A 16287-nucleotide genomic window follows, 5' to 3' on the forward strand; every position below is an offset into this window, starting at 1 on the left:
ATGACGGAGCACGAGACGGCACCCGACGCGTCCGCGCTGCGCACCGCCCTGCTGCGAAGACTCCGCGACGGCACCCGCGACACCCGCGACACCTTCGCCCCCGAGGCCATCCCGCGCGCGCCGCGCACCGGCCCGGTCCCGGCGTCGAGCGCGCAGAAACGCCTGTGGTTCCTGGACCAGCTGCACGGCGAGAACGCCGCCTACAACGTGGCGTTCGCCCTCCGGGTCGACGGTCCGCTGCGCCTCGACGTCCTGCGGGACAGCCTGAACCGGCTCGTCGCCCGCCATGAGGCCCTGCGTACCCGCTACATCCGCGAGGGCGACGACCTCTTCCAGGACATCGCGCCGGAGCTGACGCTCGACGTACCGTGCGCCGACCTGACGGGTCTGGGCGAGCCGGCCGCCGAGGCAGAGGTGCGCGAGCGGCTCGCCGCCGAGAGCCGGGTGCCCTTCACGCTGACGGCGGGCACCGGGGAGCCGCTGCTGCGCGCCCGGGTGTACCGCGTCACCGTCACCCGCCACCACCTGTTCGTCAACTTCCACCACAGCGTCACCGACGGCTGGTCCGAGGGGATCTTCTTCCGGGAGCTGTGGACCCTGTACGAGGCGGGCGCCGCCGGACGCGAGGCGCGGCTGCCCGCCGTACCGGTGCGGTACGCGGACTACGCGGTGTGGGAACAGAGCGCGGGCGCGACCGCCGAGGCAGAACGCCAGGTCCGCTACTGGAAGCGCCAGTTGAGCGGCACGCTGCCCGTCATGGACCTCCCCGGCGACCGCCCCCGGCCCGTCGTCCCCAGCTTCCGGGGTGCTTCCTTCGCCCTGGAGGTGCCCGCGGAACTCTCGGCGGAGCTGGACATGCTCGGCCGGGACGAGGGCGTCTCGCCCTTCATGATCCTGCTGACCGCGCTCAACGCCTTGCTCCATCGCTACACCCGCGAACACGACATCGTCGTCGGCACCCCGGTGGCCAACCGGACCCGTCCCGAACTCGAAGGAACCATCGGGTTCTTCGTCAATACGGTCGCCCTGCGCACGGATCTCTCGGGCGCCCCGACCTTCGCCGAACTCCTGCGCCGCACCCGGGACGTGACCCTCCAGGCGCAGGCGCACCAGGAGGCGCCCTACGCCCGGGTCGTCGAAGAGGTCGCACCCGGCCGCGACCCGGGGACCGACCCGCTCGTCCAAGTCCTCTGCACCTACCTGGACTTCCAGGAGGAATGGCGGGCCGGGGACGTGACCGCGCGGATCGTCGACATCGCCGACCAGTCCACCCGCTTCGACCTCGAACTGCACGCGGAGAAACGGGAGACGGGCTACCTGTGCCGCTTCGTCTTCGCCACCGACCTCTTCGACGAGACCCGGGTGCGGCGGCTGGCCGACCACTACCTCACCCTGCTCACCGCCGCGATCCGTACCCCCGGGCAGCGGATCGGCGAGAGCGACCTGCTCCCGGCGGCCGAGCGGACCCTGGTCCTGGACACCTGGAACGCCACCTCCCGGCCCGTATCCGGGAGGACAGTGGTCGAGCTTTTCGAGGCCCAGGCCGCCAGGACGCCCCGGGCCACCGCGCTGATCCTCGAAGACGAGTCCCTCTCGTACGCCGAACTGGACGCACGCGCCAACCGGTTGGCGCGACTGCTCGTCGAACACGGCGCCGGGCCCGAGCGGGTCGTGGCCCTCGCCATGCCGCGCTGCCTGGACACCTTCGTCGCCATGGTCGCCGCCCTCAAGGCGGGTGCCGCCTATCTGCCCGTCGACCCCGAGTACCCCGACGAGCGTGTCGCCTACATGCTCGACCACACGCGGCCGGCGCTCGCCCTCACCCACCAGGCACGCCGGGGCGGGCTCCCGACCGGCGTCGCGGAGGTCGTCCTGGACGCGGCCGGGACGGCGGCGGACCTCGCGGCCCGCCCGGCGGGCAAGCTGAGCGACGACGAACGCGGCGGCCCCACGAGGGACGACCACCCCGCGTATCTGATCTACACCTCGGGCTCCACCGGACGGCCCAAGGGCGTCGTGATGCCGCACGCGGGCCTGCGCAACATGCTCGCCGCCCACCGGGAGGCCTTCCCGGCCGGCGGCCCCGGCACCCGGGTCGCGCAGTTCTGCTCCATCGGCTTCGACTTCTCCGTGGAGGAGGTCTGGGCGACCCTGCTGCACGGCAAGACGCTGGTCGTCCCGCCGGACGAGGTGCGCCGCAGCGCGGAGCGGCTCGCCCGCTGGATCGAACGCCACCGTGTCAACGAGCTGTTCGCACCGACGGCGGTCATCGACGCGCTGTACGAGGCCGCCCGTGAGCAGGGGATTCCGCTCGACTCGCTCACCGACGTCATCCAGGGCGGCGAGGGTCTCACCCTGGGCTCCCGGCTGCGCGGCTTCCACACCGAGAGATCCGGGCGGCGGCTGCACAATGTGTACGGCCCCGCCGAGACCCATGGCGTGACCATGTACACACTCCCCGGGGACAGCTCGGCCTGGCCCGCGGCGGCGCCGCTGGGCCGCCCCATCGGCAACACCCGCGCCTACGTCCTCGACGACCGGCTGCGCCCCGTGCCCGTCGGCGTGACCGGCGAGCTGTACCTGGCCGGTCCCTGCCTCGCCCGGGGCTACGCCCGCCGGCCCGGGCCGACCGCGGAGCGCTTCACGGCCTGCCCCTTCGGCGCGCCCGGCGAGCGGATGTACCGCACCGGCGACCTCGCCCAGTGGCAGGAGGGCGGTACGCTGCGACTCTTCGGCCGCTCCGACGAGCAGGTGAAGATCCGGGGATTTCGCGTGGAGCCCGGCGAGGTCGAGGCGGTCCTCGCGGCCCACCCCGCCGTCGCGCAAGCGGCGGTGACCGTACGCCGGGACCGGCCGGGGGACGCGTACCTGGCGGCCTATGTGACCCCGGCGGACGGCTCAGGCCCGGATGGCCCGGCCCCGACCGACTCCGGACCGGACGCCGACGCACCCCCCACCCCCGGCACCGCCGCTACCCCCGTCCCCCTCGACCTCGGCGCCCTGCGCACCCATCTGGCCGGCCTGCTGCCCTCCTTCATGGTCCCGGCCGTCTTCGTCCGGCTCGACGCCCTGCCGCTCAGCCCGAACGGCAAGCTCGACCGCAAGGCGCTGCCCGCCCCCGACCGGGGCGCGCACACCGGCCGAGGCCCCCGCACCGAGGCCGAGCGGCTGCTGTGCGGCCTCTTCGGCGAGGTCCTGCGCCGCCCGTGGGGGAACGTCGAGGACAGCTTCTTCGCGTTCGGCGGCCACTCCCTGCTCGCGACCCGCCTGGTCACCCGGATCCGTACCGAGTGCGGGGTGGAACTGCCGCTCCGGGCCGTGTTCGAGAGCCCGACCGTCGCCGGACTCGCGCCCCGCCTCGGCGACCGGGGCGCCGCCCGCCCGCCGCTGCTGCCGGGCCCCCGCCCGGACGTACTGCCGCTGTCGTACGCCCAGCGCCGCCTGTGGTTCCTCAACCGCTTCGAGGACCAGCGCGCGGTCTACAACATGCCGTGGGCGCTGCGCCTGACCGGCCCCGTGGACACCGCCGCCCTCGAAGCGGCCCTGGCCGACCTCCTGGAACGCCACGAGAGCCTTCGCACCGTCTTCCCGGAGACGGCGGGTGAGCCGTCCCAGCACGTCCTGACGCCCGGCGAGGCCCGGCCGCGCCTGCTGCGGCACGACCCGGCCGAGGTGGCCCACGTGCCTGGCGGGCTCGCCGAAGCCGTCGCCCGGGCCGCCGCCGAGGGGTTCGACCTCACCCGCGATCTGCCCCTGCGCGCACATCTGTTCACCGAGGGTCCCGACGTCCGCGTCCTGCTCGTCGTGGTGCACCACATCGCCTGCGACGGATGGTCGATCGGCCCGCTGTGGCGCGATCTCGGCGCCGCCTACACCGCCCGCCGCGCGGGCCACGCCCCCCGGCAGACCCCGCTGCCCGTCCAGTACGCCGACTACACCCTGTGGCAGCGGCGGATGCTCGGCGCGGCCGACGACCCGCGCAGTGTGCTGGCCCGGCAGACCGCGCACTGGAAGGACGTCCTCGCCGGTCTGCCCGACGAGCAGAACCTGCCCGTCGACCGGCCGCGCCGCCCGGAGACCGACCACCGGGGCGGTACGGTCCCCTTCGCGGTGCCCGCCGCGCTGCACCGGCGCCTCGCCGGTCTCGCCGAACGCACCGGCGCGAGCACGTACATGGTCGTCCGGACCGCGCTCGCCGCCCTGCTGACCCGGGCGGGCGGCGGCACGGACATCGTCCTGGGCACCCCGCTGGCGGGCCGCACCGACGAGGCCCTGGACGAGCTCGTCGGCTTCTTCGTCAACACGCTCGTGCTGCGCACGGACACCTCCGGCGACCCCACGTTCGCCGAACTCCTGGCCCGCGTCCGGGTGGGCAGCCTGGCCGCGTACGCCCACCAGGACCTGCCGTACGACCTGCTCGTGGAGTCGCTCAACCCGGCCCGCTCGGCGAGCCGGCACCCGCTGTTCCAGGTGATGCTGGCCTTCCAGAACAACGCGGGCGGCGAACTCGAACTGCCGGACGTCACGGTCGAGGACTACGACTTCGAGCTGCGGCACTCGATGTTCGACCTGCTCTTCAACATCACCGAGCATCGCGACGAACGGGCCGCCCCCGCCGGACTCGGCGGCTATGTCGCCTACCGGCACGACCTGTTCGACCGGAGCACGGCGGAATGGCTCACCGCGGGCCTCGTCCGGATGCTCACCGCCCTCGCGGCCGACCCCGGCCGGCGGCCCGCCGACGTCGAACTCCTCGCCCCCGAGCAGCTCCGCACCCTCCTGGTGGACCGCAACGCCACGGACCGACCGCTGCCCGCCGCGAGCCTCACCGGGCTCCTCGCCCGCAGCGCGGCCCGCCATGCGAAGGCCCCGGCCGTCAGCCAGGGCGGGCGGACTCTGACGTACGAGGAACTCGACGCCCGCGCCGACCGCCTCGTCCGGCAGCTGAGGGCCGGCGGGGTGGGCCGGGGCGACGTGGTCGGGCTGCTGCTGCCGCGCACCCCGGACCTGGTCGTCGCCCTCCTCGCCGTCCTCAAGGCGGGCGCCGCCTTTCTGCCGCTCGATCCGCAGCAGCCCGCCGAACGCCTCGCGTACATGATCGAGGACGCCGGGCCGGCGCTCATCCTCACCACCACCCGGCTCGCCGCCGGCCTCCCGGCCCAGGCCCCGGCCCCGGTGCTCCGTCTCGACGACCCTGAGGTGGCCGCCGCCGTCGCCGCGCGCTCCGCCGCAGCCCTGGACGACCCCGACCGGTCCCGCCCCGCCCACCCGCTGGACGCGGCCTACCTCGTCTACACCTCGGGGTCCACCGGCCGCCCCAAGGGCGTGCTGATGCCCACGAGAACCCTGGTCAACCTGCTGACCTGGGAGGGCAGGACCCACCCGGGACCGGCCGGCGGGCGCACGGCCCAGTTCACCACGCCCAGCTTCGACGTCAGCGTCCAGGAGATCCTCGCCACCCTGCTCGACGGCGGCGAACTGGTCGTCCCCGACATGGACGTCCGCGAAGACTTCACCGCGTTCGCGCACTGGCTCGACCGGGAACGGATCACCCGCCTCTACACGCCGCACGTCGTCCTGGAGACACTCGCCCGGATCGCCGAGACGGAGAAGCTTCCCCTCGCCGCGCTGCGCCGCGTCGTCCAGGCGGGAGAGGCCCTGGTGATCACCGAGCGGCTGCGGCGGTTCTTCGCCGACCGGCCGCGGTGCCGTCTGGAGAACCACTACGGCCCGGCCGAGACCCATGTGACCACCGGCTTCGCCCTGCCGGCGGACCCCGCGTCCTGGCCGTACACCGTGCCCATCGGCCGCCCTGTGGACAACACCCGGGTCTACGTCCTCGATGCCCGGCTGCGTCCGGTGCCGCCGGGCGTGCCGGGCGAGCTGTACCTCGCGGGCGCGGCGCTCGCCCTCGGATACGCGCACCGGCCGGCTCCGACCGCCGAACGCTTCGTCGCCTGCCCGTTCGGCCCGTGGGGTGAACGGATGTACCGCACCGGCGACATGGCGGTGTGGAGCGCGGACGGGCAGCTGGAGTTCCGGGGGCGCGCCGACGACCAGGTCAAGGTGCGCGGCTTCCGGATCGAGCTGGGAGAGGTGGAGGCGACCCTGGCCGCGCACGCGGGCGTGGACCGGGTGAAGGTGCTCGTCGAGGACCATCCGACCCGGGGCCGGCAGCTGGCCGCCTTCCTGGTGCCGGTCGTGCCAGGCGTGCCTGGCGTGCCAGGTGTGTCCGACGTGCTCGGCGTGCCTGTGGAGGGGAGTGCGCCGCCGACAGCCCGGGAGCTGCGCGAGCACGCCGCCCGTACCCTGCCCGCCGCCATGATCCCGGCGCGCTTCCTGACCGTGGCCGGCTTCCCCTCCTCGCCGAACGGCAAGATCGACACGAGGGCCCTGGCAGTGCTGGGCGAGGAGCTGGCCGCGGGGGAGACGTACACGGCCGCCGCGACCGCGGCGGAGCACGCCGTGGCCGCCGTGTGGGAGGAACTGCTCGGCGTCCAACAGGTCGGTGTGCACGACGACTTCTTCGCGCTGGGCGGCCATTCACTGCTGGCGACGCGGGCGGTGTCGAAGATCCGAGCGGTCCTGGGTGTCCGGCTCACCATGCGGGAGTTCTTCGCCCACCCGACCGTCGCCGCGCTCGCGCGCGCGGTCGAGGGCCGGGAGAAGGACGGGCCGGGGGAGCCGGACGAGCCCGAGGTCCGGGTGCTCCGACGGACCCGCACGCGCACGACGCTCTGACGGTACGGGCCCCACGGGGCCGTAGGGGAGTCCGGCGGCCCGGGCTCCCCCTCGTCCACGCAAGGGGTCTACGACTGGGGGAGCACCTGGGCCGAGCCGCCGTCGGTGCGGACCCGGATCGTGCGGGCGGCGTCCGGGGCGGTGGCCACCCGTACGCCCTGACTGCCGCCGTCCGTAGCGGAGTCGACCGCGTACGGGCCGCCCGGCACCCGGACGACGACATTGCCGCCGGCGCTGCCGATGTCCACGGAGTCGGGGGCCTGGGCGAAGCCCGCCGTCACCTTGCCGCCGTCGGAGCGCGCGGTCAGCCGGCCCGCGACCGCCTGGTCCACCGTGATGTCGCCGCCGTCGCTCTCCAGCGTCGCGGAGAGTGCCTTCGGCACCTCGACGCGGTAACTGATCTCGCACGTCGAGCCGCCGAGGAAGCCGCCTCCGCAGTCCTTGGGGGCGGTCAGGACGAGCTGTCCGCCCTCCTGGGTGTGCGAGGTCCGCGGCTTGTCGCCGTCGTACTTGAGGTTCTCGGTGACCTTCACCGAGTCGCCGCCGCCGACGACGACCTCGATGGAGCCGCCGGACGAGGTCACCTTCAGCGAGGTCACGGCCGCGTCGACGGTGTAGCCGGCCGATTCGGTGGTCGCGGCACCGCAGCCGGAGAGGAGACCCCCGGCCAGCACGGCGGTCAGCGCGTACACGACCGGTGGGGTGCGGAGCGGACGCTTCATCAGGATCTCCCTGGGGCTGTGGGGGGGGGGCGAGTCGCACCCCCACGGTGCGAAGGGCCCCTCCGCCCGCTCTACGGAAAACCTATATCCCGGCGAACGGGCCGCTACAGAACGCCTGTAGGGACGACCGCGAAGCTGCCGCTCTTCGAGACCGACCGACCGAGACCGAGACCGTGCCCCCGCGCTCGCGCCCGCGCCGCGCCCGTCCGCAAGGAGTGCCACGAGATGAACAGCCGACGCGTGGAGAAGGTGGTGATCCTCGGCGGCGGAGCCGAGGGGTGGATGACCGCCGCCCATCTCGGACAGGCCCTGGGCGGGACGGTCGACATCACCGTCCTGGAGAGCCCAGGCGACCGACCAGCCCCCGGGACCGAGGGGTTCGCGACCCTGCCCCACTTCCACCGCTGCTTCTTCGACCTCCTCGGCGTCCGGGAGGAGGAGTGGATGCGGGCCTGCGGCGCGACCTTCCGCACCGCGACCCGCTTCGTCAACTGGCGTACCGAGGGCCCGGGTTCGTCCGATCCGCGTGCGCTGCCGGGCGGTGGCGAGGACCACTTCTACCACTCCACCGGACTGCTCCCGGACTGCGAGGGCCTGCCGCTGTCCCAGTACTGGCTGCTGCGCACCCGGGAGGGGCGGACCACCGAGCCGTTCGACTACGCCTGCTTTCGCGAACCGCCTTTGATGGACGCACGGTTGGCGCCGCGCTGGCTCGACGGGCGGGTGGCCACCCGGTACGCGTGGCATGTCGACGGCGCCCTGCTCACCCGCTATCTGCGCACGCTGACACTGCGGACCTCGGGCGTCCGCGTCGTCCAGGGCACCTTCGCCGGCGCCGACCGGGGCGGCGAGGGCCTGGTGACGGCCCTGCGGACCGCCGAGGGGGACGTCCTGGAAGGGGACCTCTTCCTCGACTGCTCCGGCCCGGCCGCCGCGCTCCTCGGCGGAGCCCTGGGCGAACCCTTCGAGGGCCTGTCGGACGAACTGCTCTGCGACCGGGCCGTGGTCGCCCGGCTGCCCCACGACGAGACGGCGGGCGTCGTCGACCCGTACACCTCCGTCGCCGCCCTGCCCTCGGGCTGGGCCTGGAAGACCCCGCTGCGCCCCGGTTTCACCGCCGGGCACGCGCACCACAGCGCGCTGACGAGCGAGGAGGAGGCCGCCGCCGAGCTGGCCGGCCTCTGGGGCATCGACGCCGCCCGTGCCCGCTTCGAGACGGTCGGCCTGCGGGTGGGGCGGCTGCGCCGCGCCTGGGTCGGCAACACCGTCGCCGTCGGCCGGGCGGCCGGATCCCTCGGGCCGCTCCAGCCCACCGACAGCCACTTCCTGCTCGCCGCGCTGCACCGGCTCGTGACCCACTTCCCCGGCCGGGACCCCGACCCGGTGCTCGCCGAGCACTACAACCGGGAGGCCGCCGAACTCTTCGCGCAGTCCCGGGACTTCGTCCAGGCCCACCTGGCGTTCGCGCCCCGCGCGGACACCCCGTTCTGGCGGGCGGCCAAGGGGCGGGAGCTGCCCGAGGGGCTACGGCACAAGGCCGCCGCCTACCGGGCGGGACTGCCGGTCAACCCGGCCGCGGCGGACGAGGCCGCGTACTACGGAGCCTCCGGCCGGCCGGAGGCGGAACTGCGCGGCGTCTGGACCGACGGGCAGTACTACAGCGTGCTCACCGGCCTCGGCGCCGAGCCGGAGCGTCCACTGCCCGCGCTCGCCCACCAGATGCGGCAGGCCGCGGCGGCGGACGAGGTGTTCACCTCGGTCAAGCGGCAGCAGCGGATCCTCCTGGAGACGCTGCCGACGGCGTACGAGTACCTGCGGCAGTTGCACGGTGCCTGACGACGGCAGAGGGGGACGGCAGCCGGGCCGCCGTCCCCCCTCGGGCGATCCACGGGACTCTCGGTCCGGGGTGTCAGCCGGCGAGGAAGTCGTCCACCGTGACGCCCCGGCCCGCACGCCCGGCCTCCTCGCGGACGTACTCGGCGAGCGCGATGTCGAGGACGCCCAGGCCGAAGGGGGAGTACACGACGGGACGGGTCCCCGCGCGTTCGACGGAGGCGGTGCCGCGCAGCAGGGCGCCGATGGAGGCGTTGACGAAGTCGCGGTTTCCGGTGGCCAGTTCGGCCAGGTGCAGGGAGGTCCGTTCGCGGATGGCGTGGTCGGCGTCGTCGACGATGTTGACGGCGCCGAGGATCGTCTCGACGGTGAGGTCGCGCAGCGAGATGTGCAGGACGGTGGTGCCGGGGAGGCAGGCGGACAGATCCGTGTGGGGCTCGCCGGCGGTGGTGGCGAAGGAGACGAGCGGGTGCGAGCCGAGGGCCTCGGCGAGGCCGGCGACGGCGGAGACCTTGACAGCGGGGACCTCGGCCGCGCAGATGCCGGTGAACGCCTCGGCGCGGGCCGGGTCCATGTCGTAGCAGACGGCCTCGGTCAGCCCGGGCAGCGCGGCGGCCAGGAAGCGCAGGATCTCCAGGCTGATGACCCCGCAGCCGACGAGGACCACACCGGTCGGCGGGTTGCCCTCGGTCAGCACCCGGGCGGCGAGCGCGGCGCTCGCGGCGGTGCGCTTGGCCGAGATGACCGAGCCCTCCAGGAAGGCCGTGGGGCGGCCGTTCTCCAGGGAGTTGAGGGTGATGCTGGCGCTGGCGCGCTCCAGGCCGGCCGCGACGTTGCCGGGGAAGGACGCGATCCACTTCATGCCCGCCACCGGGGCCGACCCGCCCCGGTAGGCCGGCAGGCCGATGATCCGGTCGCGCGCGTGCTGTTCCTCGGGGAAGCGCAGGAAGGTCGAGTGGGGCAGCGCCGTGGCTCCCTCGTCGTGCAGCCGGTAGGCGTCGGCGACGAGCTCGATGATCTCCGTCTCGCGGCCCGCCAGGGTCTCCTGGACGTCGGAGCGCCGAAGAATCAGCATCACGGTTCCTTTCGATGGGTGAATCGTGCGGCGACCCTGGCGGTGCCCTCTATAGCGGATCTCTAATAGAACTCGCATAGGACGGCGGCCCACCCTGGCGTATCCCGAAAGCCACGACAGAGGGAAGGGCAGAATGAGCCGTCCCGTTTTCCAGGGGATTTTGGACACCATCGGGAATACCCCGCTGGTCGAACTGGCGAATATGTTCCCGGGTTTCAACTCCCGGGTGTTCGCGAAGATGGAGAGGTTCAATCCGGGAGGGAGCGTCAAGGACCGGTCCGCGCTGGGCATGCTGCGCGGCGGGATCAGGGAGGGCCGGCTGATTCCGGGGCACTCGGTGGTGGTCGAGTCGAGTTCCGGGAACCTGGCGATCGGCATCGCGCAGATCTGCAAGTACTTCGGCATCGACTTCATCTGTGTCGTCGACGCGAAGACGACCGAGCAGAACCTCGCGCTGCTGGCCGCGTACGGCGCGCGGGTGGAGGTCGTACGGACGCCCGATCCGGTGACCGGCGAGTACCTCGCCGCCCGGCTCGCCCGCGTCCGGGAGCTGGTCGCCACGCTGCCGGGGGCGTACTGGCCGAACCAGTACGCGAATCCGCTCAACCCGCGGGCGCACCACGACACCATGCGGGAGATCGCGGAGGCGCTGGAGGGACGGGTCGACTACCTGTTCTCGCCGGTGTCCACCTTCGGCACGCTGCGCGGCTGCGCGGACTACATCAGGGACCACGCGCTGACGACCACGGTCGTCGCGGTCGACGCGGTGGGCAGCGCCATCTTCGGCCAGCCGTACAGCCCGCGGATCATCCCCGGGCACGGGGCGGCGGTGACGCCGGCGCTGTTCGATCCCGCGGCGGCGAACGAGGTGGTGCACGTCACCGATCTCGACTGCGTGGTCTCCTGCCGGCGGATGGTGCATCACGAGGGAATTCTGATCGGCGGTTCCTCCGGGGCCGCGGTGGCCGCTCTGGAGAAGTTCCGCGAGTGGATTCCCGACGGTTCGAATGTCGTCCTGGTCTTCCCGGACGGCGGCGACCGTTACCTCGGCACCATTTATTCGGACCAATGGGTCGGCGAGCGTTTCGGCGAGGTCTCCCATTTGTGGAAGGGCGACTACGCCGATCCCGGGGACGCCCGACTGCCCGCGGCCGCCACCAGCGCCTGATCCGTGGGGGATCAGGGCGATGAGAACAGGGGTGACACCCATGAGTGCCGAGGACTTCTCCGATGTCTTCGACGCCGATGTGACGCACGTGTGGTGGGGAACGGTCGAGCGGCAGCCCGGACCCGACGCCCTCGCCGAACTCTCCGCGGCCGAACGTGCCTCGGCACGGGCGATGACCGAGGAGGCGGGCCGGAACTACACCGGAGCGCACGTGGCGGTACGCCGCATCCTGGGGGCCTACCTCGGCACGCCGCCGGCCGGACTCCAATTCGGCCGGCGGCGCTGCCCGGAGTGCGGGGACGCCGGGCACGGCGCCCCGCGCGTCACCTGGCCGGTGACGGACCTGAGCCACAGCCTGTCCCGCTCGGGACCGCACTGGCTGCTCGGGGTCACCGGCGGCGACCGCCGGATCGGCGTCGACCTGGAGCAGGTGCTGGGCTTCGACACACAGCCGGTGGCACCGCTGGTGCTGTCGGACCGTGAACTCGCCGAGCTGCGCCGGGAGACGCATCCCACGGCCCGGCTCGCGGTCTTCCTCCGCTACTGGACCCGTAAGGAGGCGGTCCTCAAGGCGAGCGGCATCGGCCTGATCGCCGACGCCCGCGAGGTGGACGTCCATGGTCCGGACGACGGCGGGCCCCTGGTGGTCTCGCACACGACGGCCGCCGGAGAGGACACCTGGGTGGTCGAGGACCTCGCGGTCGGTCCCGGCCGGTACGCCGCCATCGCGCGTGAGGCGGCCGCGGCCGGACCGCTGCGGCTGATCGAAAGACCACCTCCGGCCGGCCGGCGGCCCGCCGGGCCTGCCGGAACGGAATCCGATGTGAAAAGGAGTACGCCGTGGCCGTCCGCCACCTTGTCTCTCTCGACGATCTGACCGACGACGACCTGCGCGCGATCGTGGCGCGGGGAGCGGAGTTCTCCTCTGGGCAGTCCTCGCCCGAAGGCGTGCTCGACGGACGGATCGCGGGGATCTACTTCCGCCGTACGTCGACCCGCACCCGCACCGCGTTCTCCGCGGGCGCGCTGCGGCTCGGCGCGCGCATCGTCTCCTTCGCCGGCGGCGATCTGCAGACCAACACCGGGGAGACCAGCGAGGACACCGGCCGGGTCTTCTCCCGGATGCTGGACGTGCTGGTCGCGCGGACCGCCGACGAACCGGCCGAACTGCGGGCCTGGGCGGCCCAGTCGAGGATGTCGGTGGTCAACGCCATGACCGCCGACGAGCATCCCACCCAGGGGCTCACCGATCTGACCACGCTGCTGCGGCGGTTCGGCCGGATCGAGGGACTGCGGGTGCTGTACGTCGGCGAGGGCAACAACACGGCGGCGGCGCTCGCGCTCGGCCTCTCGCGATTCGAGGGCACCGCGCTGGAGCTGCGGACCCCCGAGGGGTACGGGCTCGGCGCGGACGTCGCCGCCCGGGCGCGGGCGAGCGCGGCGGCCCACGGCTCGACGGTCGTCGAGCGGCACGACATGGCGGACCTGCCCGAGGACGCCGACGTGATCTACACGACCCGCTGGCAGACCACCGGCACCAGCAAGCCCGACGCCGACTGGCGGGAGCGGTTCGCGCCGTTCCAGGTGACCGCCGGACTGTGGCGGACCAGCCCGAAGGCCGTGTTCATGCACGACCTGCCCGCGCACCGCGGCGAGGAGGTGACCGCCGAGGTTCTCGACGGTGACCGGAGCATCGCCTTCGACCAGGCGGAGAACAAGATGCACAGTGCCATGGCCGTCCTGGAGTGGTGCCGGGGCGGTGCCCCGCGATGACTCTCCTGGACAAACCGCGCTCGGAGCCGGAGCCGGAGCAGGCGCCCGAACCGCTGCGCCGCAACCGGGACTTCCGGCTGTTGTGGACGGGCGCCGGACTGTCGGCCCTGGGACTGCGGGCCAGCGTGGCCGCGTACCCGCTGCTGATGATCTTCTTCGGGAACTCTCCCGCCGGAGCCGGCGTCGTCGGCTTCGCGGCTCTTCTGCCCCAGCTGGTCGTCCAGTTGCCGGCCGGAGCGCTCATCGACCGGTGGGACCGCCGGCGGCTGCTGATCCTGTGCGACGTGGCCGGGCTGCTGGCCATGGCGGCGGTCACCGCGATGCTGCTCGCGGGCCGGCTGTGGCTCCCGCTGGTGGCGGCGGCGGCCTTCGTCGACGGCGCCGCCGGGCTCTTCTACCGGCTGGCCGAGCGGGCGGCGATCAGCCATGTCGTCCATCCCGCCCATCTGACGGCGGCGCTCGGCCAGAACGAGGCGCGCGGCCAGGCGGCCGGGCTCCTCGGCCAGCCCGCGGCCAGCGGACTGTTCCAGTTCGGCCGCTGGCTGCCGTTCGCCTTCACCGCGCTCACCCATCTGATGGCGCTCGTCACGCTGTTGATGATCCGGCGGCCGTTGCAGGGGGAGCGGAGCCCGAGCGCCACCTCGCTGCGTTCGGACGTGGCCGAGGGGCTGCGCTGGGTCGTCCGGCAGCGCTTCATGCGGACGGCCGTGGTGCTGCTGGCCGGCAGCAATCTGCTGTTCCAGATCCTGATGCTGACATTCGCGCTCGTGGTCAAACAGGACGACGGCTCACCCCTGTCCATCGGCCTGATCGGCCTGGTCGCGGGGCTCGGCGGGGTCGCCGGCGCGCTCACGGGCTCCAAGGCGGCGGGCCGGGCGGCACCGCGCGCGGTGCTGGCCGGGTCGCTCACGCTCTGGGCGGTGCTGATGGCACCGGTCGCCTTCGTCTCGGACCCGGTCGCCCTCGGGGCGCTGCTCGGCGGGATGAGCTTCGCCGGGGCGCTGATGAACGTGGTCGCCGGAGTCCATCAGATCAAGATCACCCCGGAGCGTCTCCAGGGGCGGGTGACCAGTGTGTTCGCGCTGGTGGGCTCCGGTACGGCCTCGGCGGGCGCGCTCGTCGGCGGCTTCCTGCTGGCCCTGTTCGGCACGTACGCCACCGCGCTCGGCATCGCCGGGGGCATGGGCCTGCTCGCCCTGGTGGCGCTGGTGTCACCGGCGCTGCGGGCCGTCCCGGGGGAAGCGGAAGCGGAAGCAGATCTGCCGGAGAACACCGATACCGCCCATAGCGAAGAAATATAGGCCCGCCTCCGAAGGTGGGACCGGTTGAGCAAGGAAGGAGCGAACGCATGGACAGCAAGGCGAACACGCTGTGGGCCCCCGCCGTCGTCACACCGGCGAAGACCGGGACCGAGGCCAGTGCCCGGGGCCTGGCCGAGTACCTCGGCTCGCTGGAGGACCTCGGCGGTCTGCTGGCCCGGGAGAAGGCCCTGGTCTTCCGCGGGTTCGGCGTCGAACCGGGCGAGCTGGACGGGGTGATGGACCTGCTGCTGCCGAACCGGCTGGCGTATGTGCACGGCAACTCGCCCCGTACCAAGGTCGGTTCGAACATCTACACCTCGACGGAGTACCCGGCCGAGTTCAGCATCTCGATGCACAACGAGATGAGCTACGCCCACCAGTGGCCCGCCCGGCTGCTGTTCTACTGCGAGACGCAGCCGGCCACCGGCGGCGCCACCCCGGTCATCGACGGAACCCGCTGGCTCGCCTGCCTTGACCCGGAGGTGCGCGCGGCGTTCGCGGGCGGGGTCCGCTACAGCCAGAACCTGCACGGCGGCATGGGCCTCGGCAAGAGCTGGCAGGCGACCTTCGAGACCGAGGACCAGGCCCGGGTCGAGGAGTTCCTCGCCGGCACGGGCGCGGACTGGAAGTGGCAGCCGGACGGCTCGCTGCGCGTCAGCCAGCTGCGACCCGCGATCATCACCCACCCGGTCACCGGGGACGAGGTCTGGTTCAACCAGGCCGACCAGTGGCACCCCGCCGCGCTCGGCGACGACACCGCCAAGGCGCTGGCCGCGATCATGCCGCCCGAGGAGCTGCCGCAGTCCGTCGCCTTCGCCGACGGCTCGCCCATCCCCGACGCGTACGTGATCCAGATCCGCGACCGGGGCCTCGACAACGCGGTGGACGTCGACTGGTACCGAGGCGACCTGCTGCTGATCGACAACGTGCTGGTCGGCCACGGCCGCCGGGCGTTCACCGGGCCGCGCCGGATCCTCGTCGCGATGACCGACTGACGCGCGACGGACCGGCCGGGGTCTACGGGCCTGCGGGCCCGCAGGGCGACCGACTCGGCCGGCCGACCGACCGGCGGCCAGGCACTCCGGCGGTCGGGCCGCCCCCGGGCGCAGGCTCCGCCACCCGCCTTCCTTCCCGCTCTTCCGGCGATGCGCCACCCCCGTCACCCTCGCGACTTCGGCATCCCGCCCAATCGGCACCGCGACAACCCGCCACTGAGGCATCTCGTCATTCCCGCATTTCCGCATTCCGGCATTCCGCCGTCACACACCCACGACACCCAGGAGACGACCGTGTCCGCTGAGAACACCCCCGCCCAGACCGAAGCCGCCACCCACCGCGTGGTCCTGAACATCGAGGAGCAGTACTCGATCTGGTGGACCGACCGACCGCTGCCCGCCGGCTGGAGCGCCGAGGGCACCGAGGGCACCCGCGAGGAGTGCCTGGCCCACATCGGCGAGGTCTGGACGGACATGCGTCCGCTGAGCCTGCGCCGCCGCATGGACGCGATGGCCGGCTGACCTCGCGCCACCCCCGGGCTCCGACCCTCAGCCCCCCGCCCTCAGCACCCAGCCCCCCTCCCGGCACCCGGCCCCACCCGGTCCCCCTCGCTCCCCCCCTCACCCCCTCGATCACCCCGACCACGCCGATCACGCCGATCACCAACGAGGAGCTTCA

10 protein-coding genes are annotated in these 16287 nt (G+C 73.2%); 8 read left to right on the plus strand and 2 right to left on the minus strand.

The features are described 5' to 3' along the window. On the plus strand, positions 1 to 6741 hold the full coding sequence (locus ACGFRB_RS14465) for an amino acid adenylation domain-containing protein (RefSeq protein ID WP_393243014.1): 6741 nt from the start codon (positions 1 to 3) through the stop codon (positions 6739 to 6741). Positions 6742 to 6809: 68 nt separating this feature from the next. On the opposite strand, the gene ACGFRB_RS14470 is transcribed toward ACGFRB_RS14465, so the two are convergent. Next, positions 6810 to 7463, minus strand: a complete 654-nt coding sequence (locus ACGFRB_RS14470) for a hypothetical protein (RefSeq protein ID WP_363007460.1) — start codon at positions 7461 to 7463, stop codon at positions 6810 to 6812. Between the two features lie 225 nt (positions 7464 to 7688). On the opposite strand from ACGFRB_RS14470, the gene ACGFRB_RS14475 reads away from it, so the two are divergent. After that, the gene (locus ACGFRB_RS14475; protein WP_393243016.1) at positions 7689 to 9299 is read left to right on the plus strand and encodes a tryptophan halogenase family protein; all 1611 of its coding nucleotides are present in this window, start codon (positions 7689 to 7691) and stop codon (positions 9297 to 9299) included. 73 nt (positions 9300 to 9372) lie between these two features. On the opposite strand, the gene sbnB is transcribed toward ACGFRB_RS14475, so the two are convergent. Then, positions 9373 to 10371: a 2,3-diaminopropionate biosynthesis protein SbnB gene (gene sbnB, locus ACGFRB_RS14480; protein WP_393243018.1), complete on the minus strand. Its 999-nt coding sequence runs from the start codon at positions 10369 to 10371 to the stop codon at positions 9373 to 9375. A 133-nt stretch (positions 10372 to 10504) separates the two neighbouring features. Here sbnB and sbnA point away from each other — a divergent pair, with 133 nt between their 5' ends. From sbnA to ACGFRB_RS14510, 6 genes are all read left to right on the plus strand, one after another. Further along, entirely contained in the window at positions 10505 to 11539 is a 1035-nt protein-coding gene (gene sbnA, locus ACGFRB_RS14485; protein ID WP_363007454.1) for a 2,3-diaminopropionate biosynthesis protein SbnA, read from the plus strand. A gap of 40 nt (positions 11540 to 11579) precedes the next feature. Beyond that, positions 11580 to 12416, plus strand: a complete 837-nt coding sequence (locus ACGFRB_RS14490) for a 4'-phosphopantetheinyl transferase family protein (protein ID WP_393243020.1) — start codon at positions 11580 to 11582, stop codon at positions 12414 to 12416. Next, a complete protein-coding gene (locus ACGFRB_RS14495) occupies positions 12380 to 13312 on the plus strand; it encodes an ornithine carbamoyltransferase (RefSeq protein ID WP_393243022.1) in 933 nt (310 codons plus the stop codon). The genes ACGFRB_RS14490 and ACGFRB_RS14495 overlap by 37 nt, the downstream gene beginning before the upstream one ends. After that, positions 13309 to 14613 (plus strand): MFS transporter, encoded by a 1305-nt coding sequence (locus ACGFRB_RS14500; RefSeq protein ID WP_393243024.1) that lies wholly within the window; start codon positions 13309 to 13311, stop codon positions 14611 to 14613. The genes ACGFRB_RS14495 and ACGFRB_RS14500 overlap by 4 nt, the downstream gene beginning before the upstream one ends. A 47-nt stretch (positions 14614 to 14660) precedes the next feature. After that, positions 14661 to 15608 (plus strand): TauD/TfdA family dioxygenase, encoded by a 948-nt coding sequence (locus tag ACGFRB_RS14505; protein ID WP_393243026.1) that lies wholly within the window; start codon positions 14661 to 14663, stop codon positions 15606 to 15608. A gap of 294 nt (positions 15609 to 15902) precedes the next feature. After that, complete coding sequence (locus ACGFRB_RS14510) at positions 15903 to 16130, plus strand: MbtH family protein (RefSeq protein ID WP_393243028.1); 228 nt, start codon at positions 15903 to 15905, stop codon at positions 16128 to 16130. Positions 16131 to 16287 lie beyond the last annotated feature (157 nt).

Origin of the sequence: Streptomyces sp. NPDC048718 (genome assembly GCF_043198875.1) — a bacterium.
Taxonomy (GTDB): domain Bacteria; phylum Actinomycetota; class Actinomycetes; order Streptomycetales; family Streptomycetaceae; genus Streptomyces.

What these genes read in the sequence shown, in the direction of transcription:
- ACGFRB_RS14505 (WP_393243026.1), top strand. Translation starts at nt 14,661, where the DNA reads ATGGACAGCAAGGCGAACACGCTGTGGGCCCCCGCCGTCGTCACACCG.
- ACGFRB_RS14475 (WP_393243016.1), top strand. Translation starts at nt 7,689, where the DNA reads ATGAACAGCCGACGCGTGGAGAAGGTGGTGATCCTCGGCGGCGGAGCC.
- sbnA (WP_363007454.1), top strand. Translation starts at nt 10,505, where the DNA reads ATGAGCCGTCCCGTTTTCCAGGGGATTTTGGACACCATCGGGAATACC.
- sbnB (WP_393243018.1), bottom strand. Translation starts at nt 10,371, where the DNA reads ATGCTGATTCTTCGGCGCTCCGACGTCCAGGAGACCCTGGCGGGCCGC.
- ACGFRB_RS14465 (WP_393243014.1), top strand. Translation starts at nt 1, where the DNA reads ATGACGGAGCACGAGACGGCACCCGACGCGTCCGCGCTGCGCACCGCC.
- ACGFRB_RS14500 (WP_393243024.1), top strand. Translation starts at nt 13,309, where the DNA reads ATGACTCTCCTGGACAAACCGCGCTCGGAGCCGGAGCCGGAGCAGGCG.
- ACGFRB_RS14470 (WP_363007460.1), bottom strand. Translation starts at nt 7,463, where the DNA reads ATGAAGCGTCCGCTCCGCACCCCACCGGTCGTGTACGCGCTGACCGCC.
- ACGFRB_RS14490 (WP_393243020.1), top strand. Translation starts at nt 11,580, where the DNA reads ATGAGTGCCGAGGACTTCTCCGATGTCTTCGACGCCGATGTGACGCAC.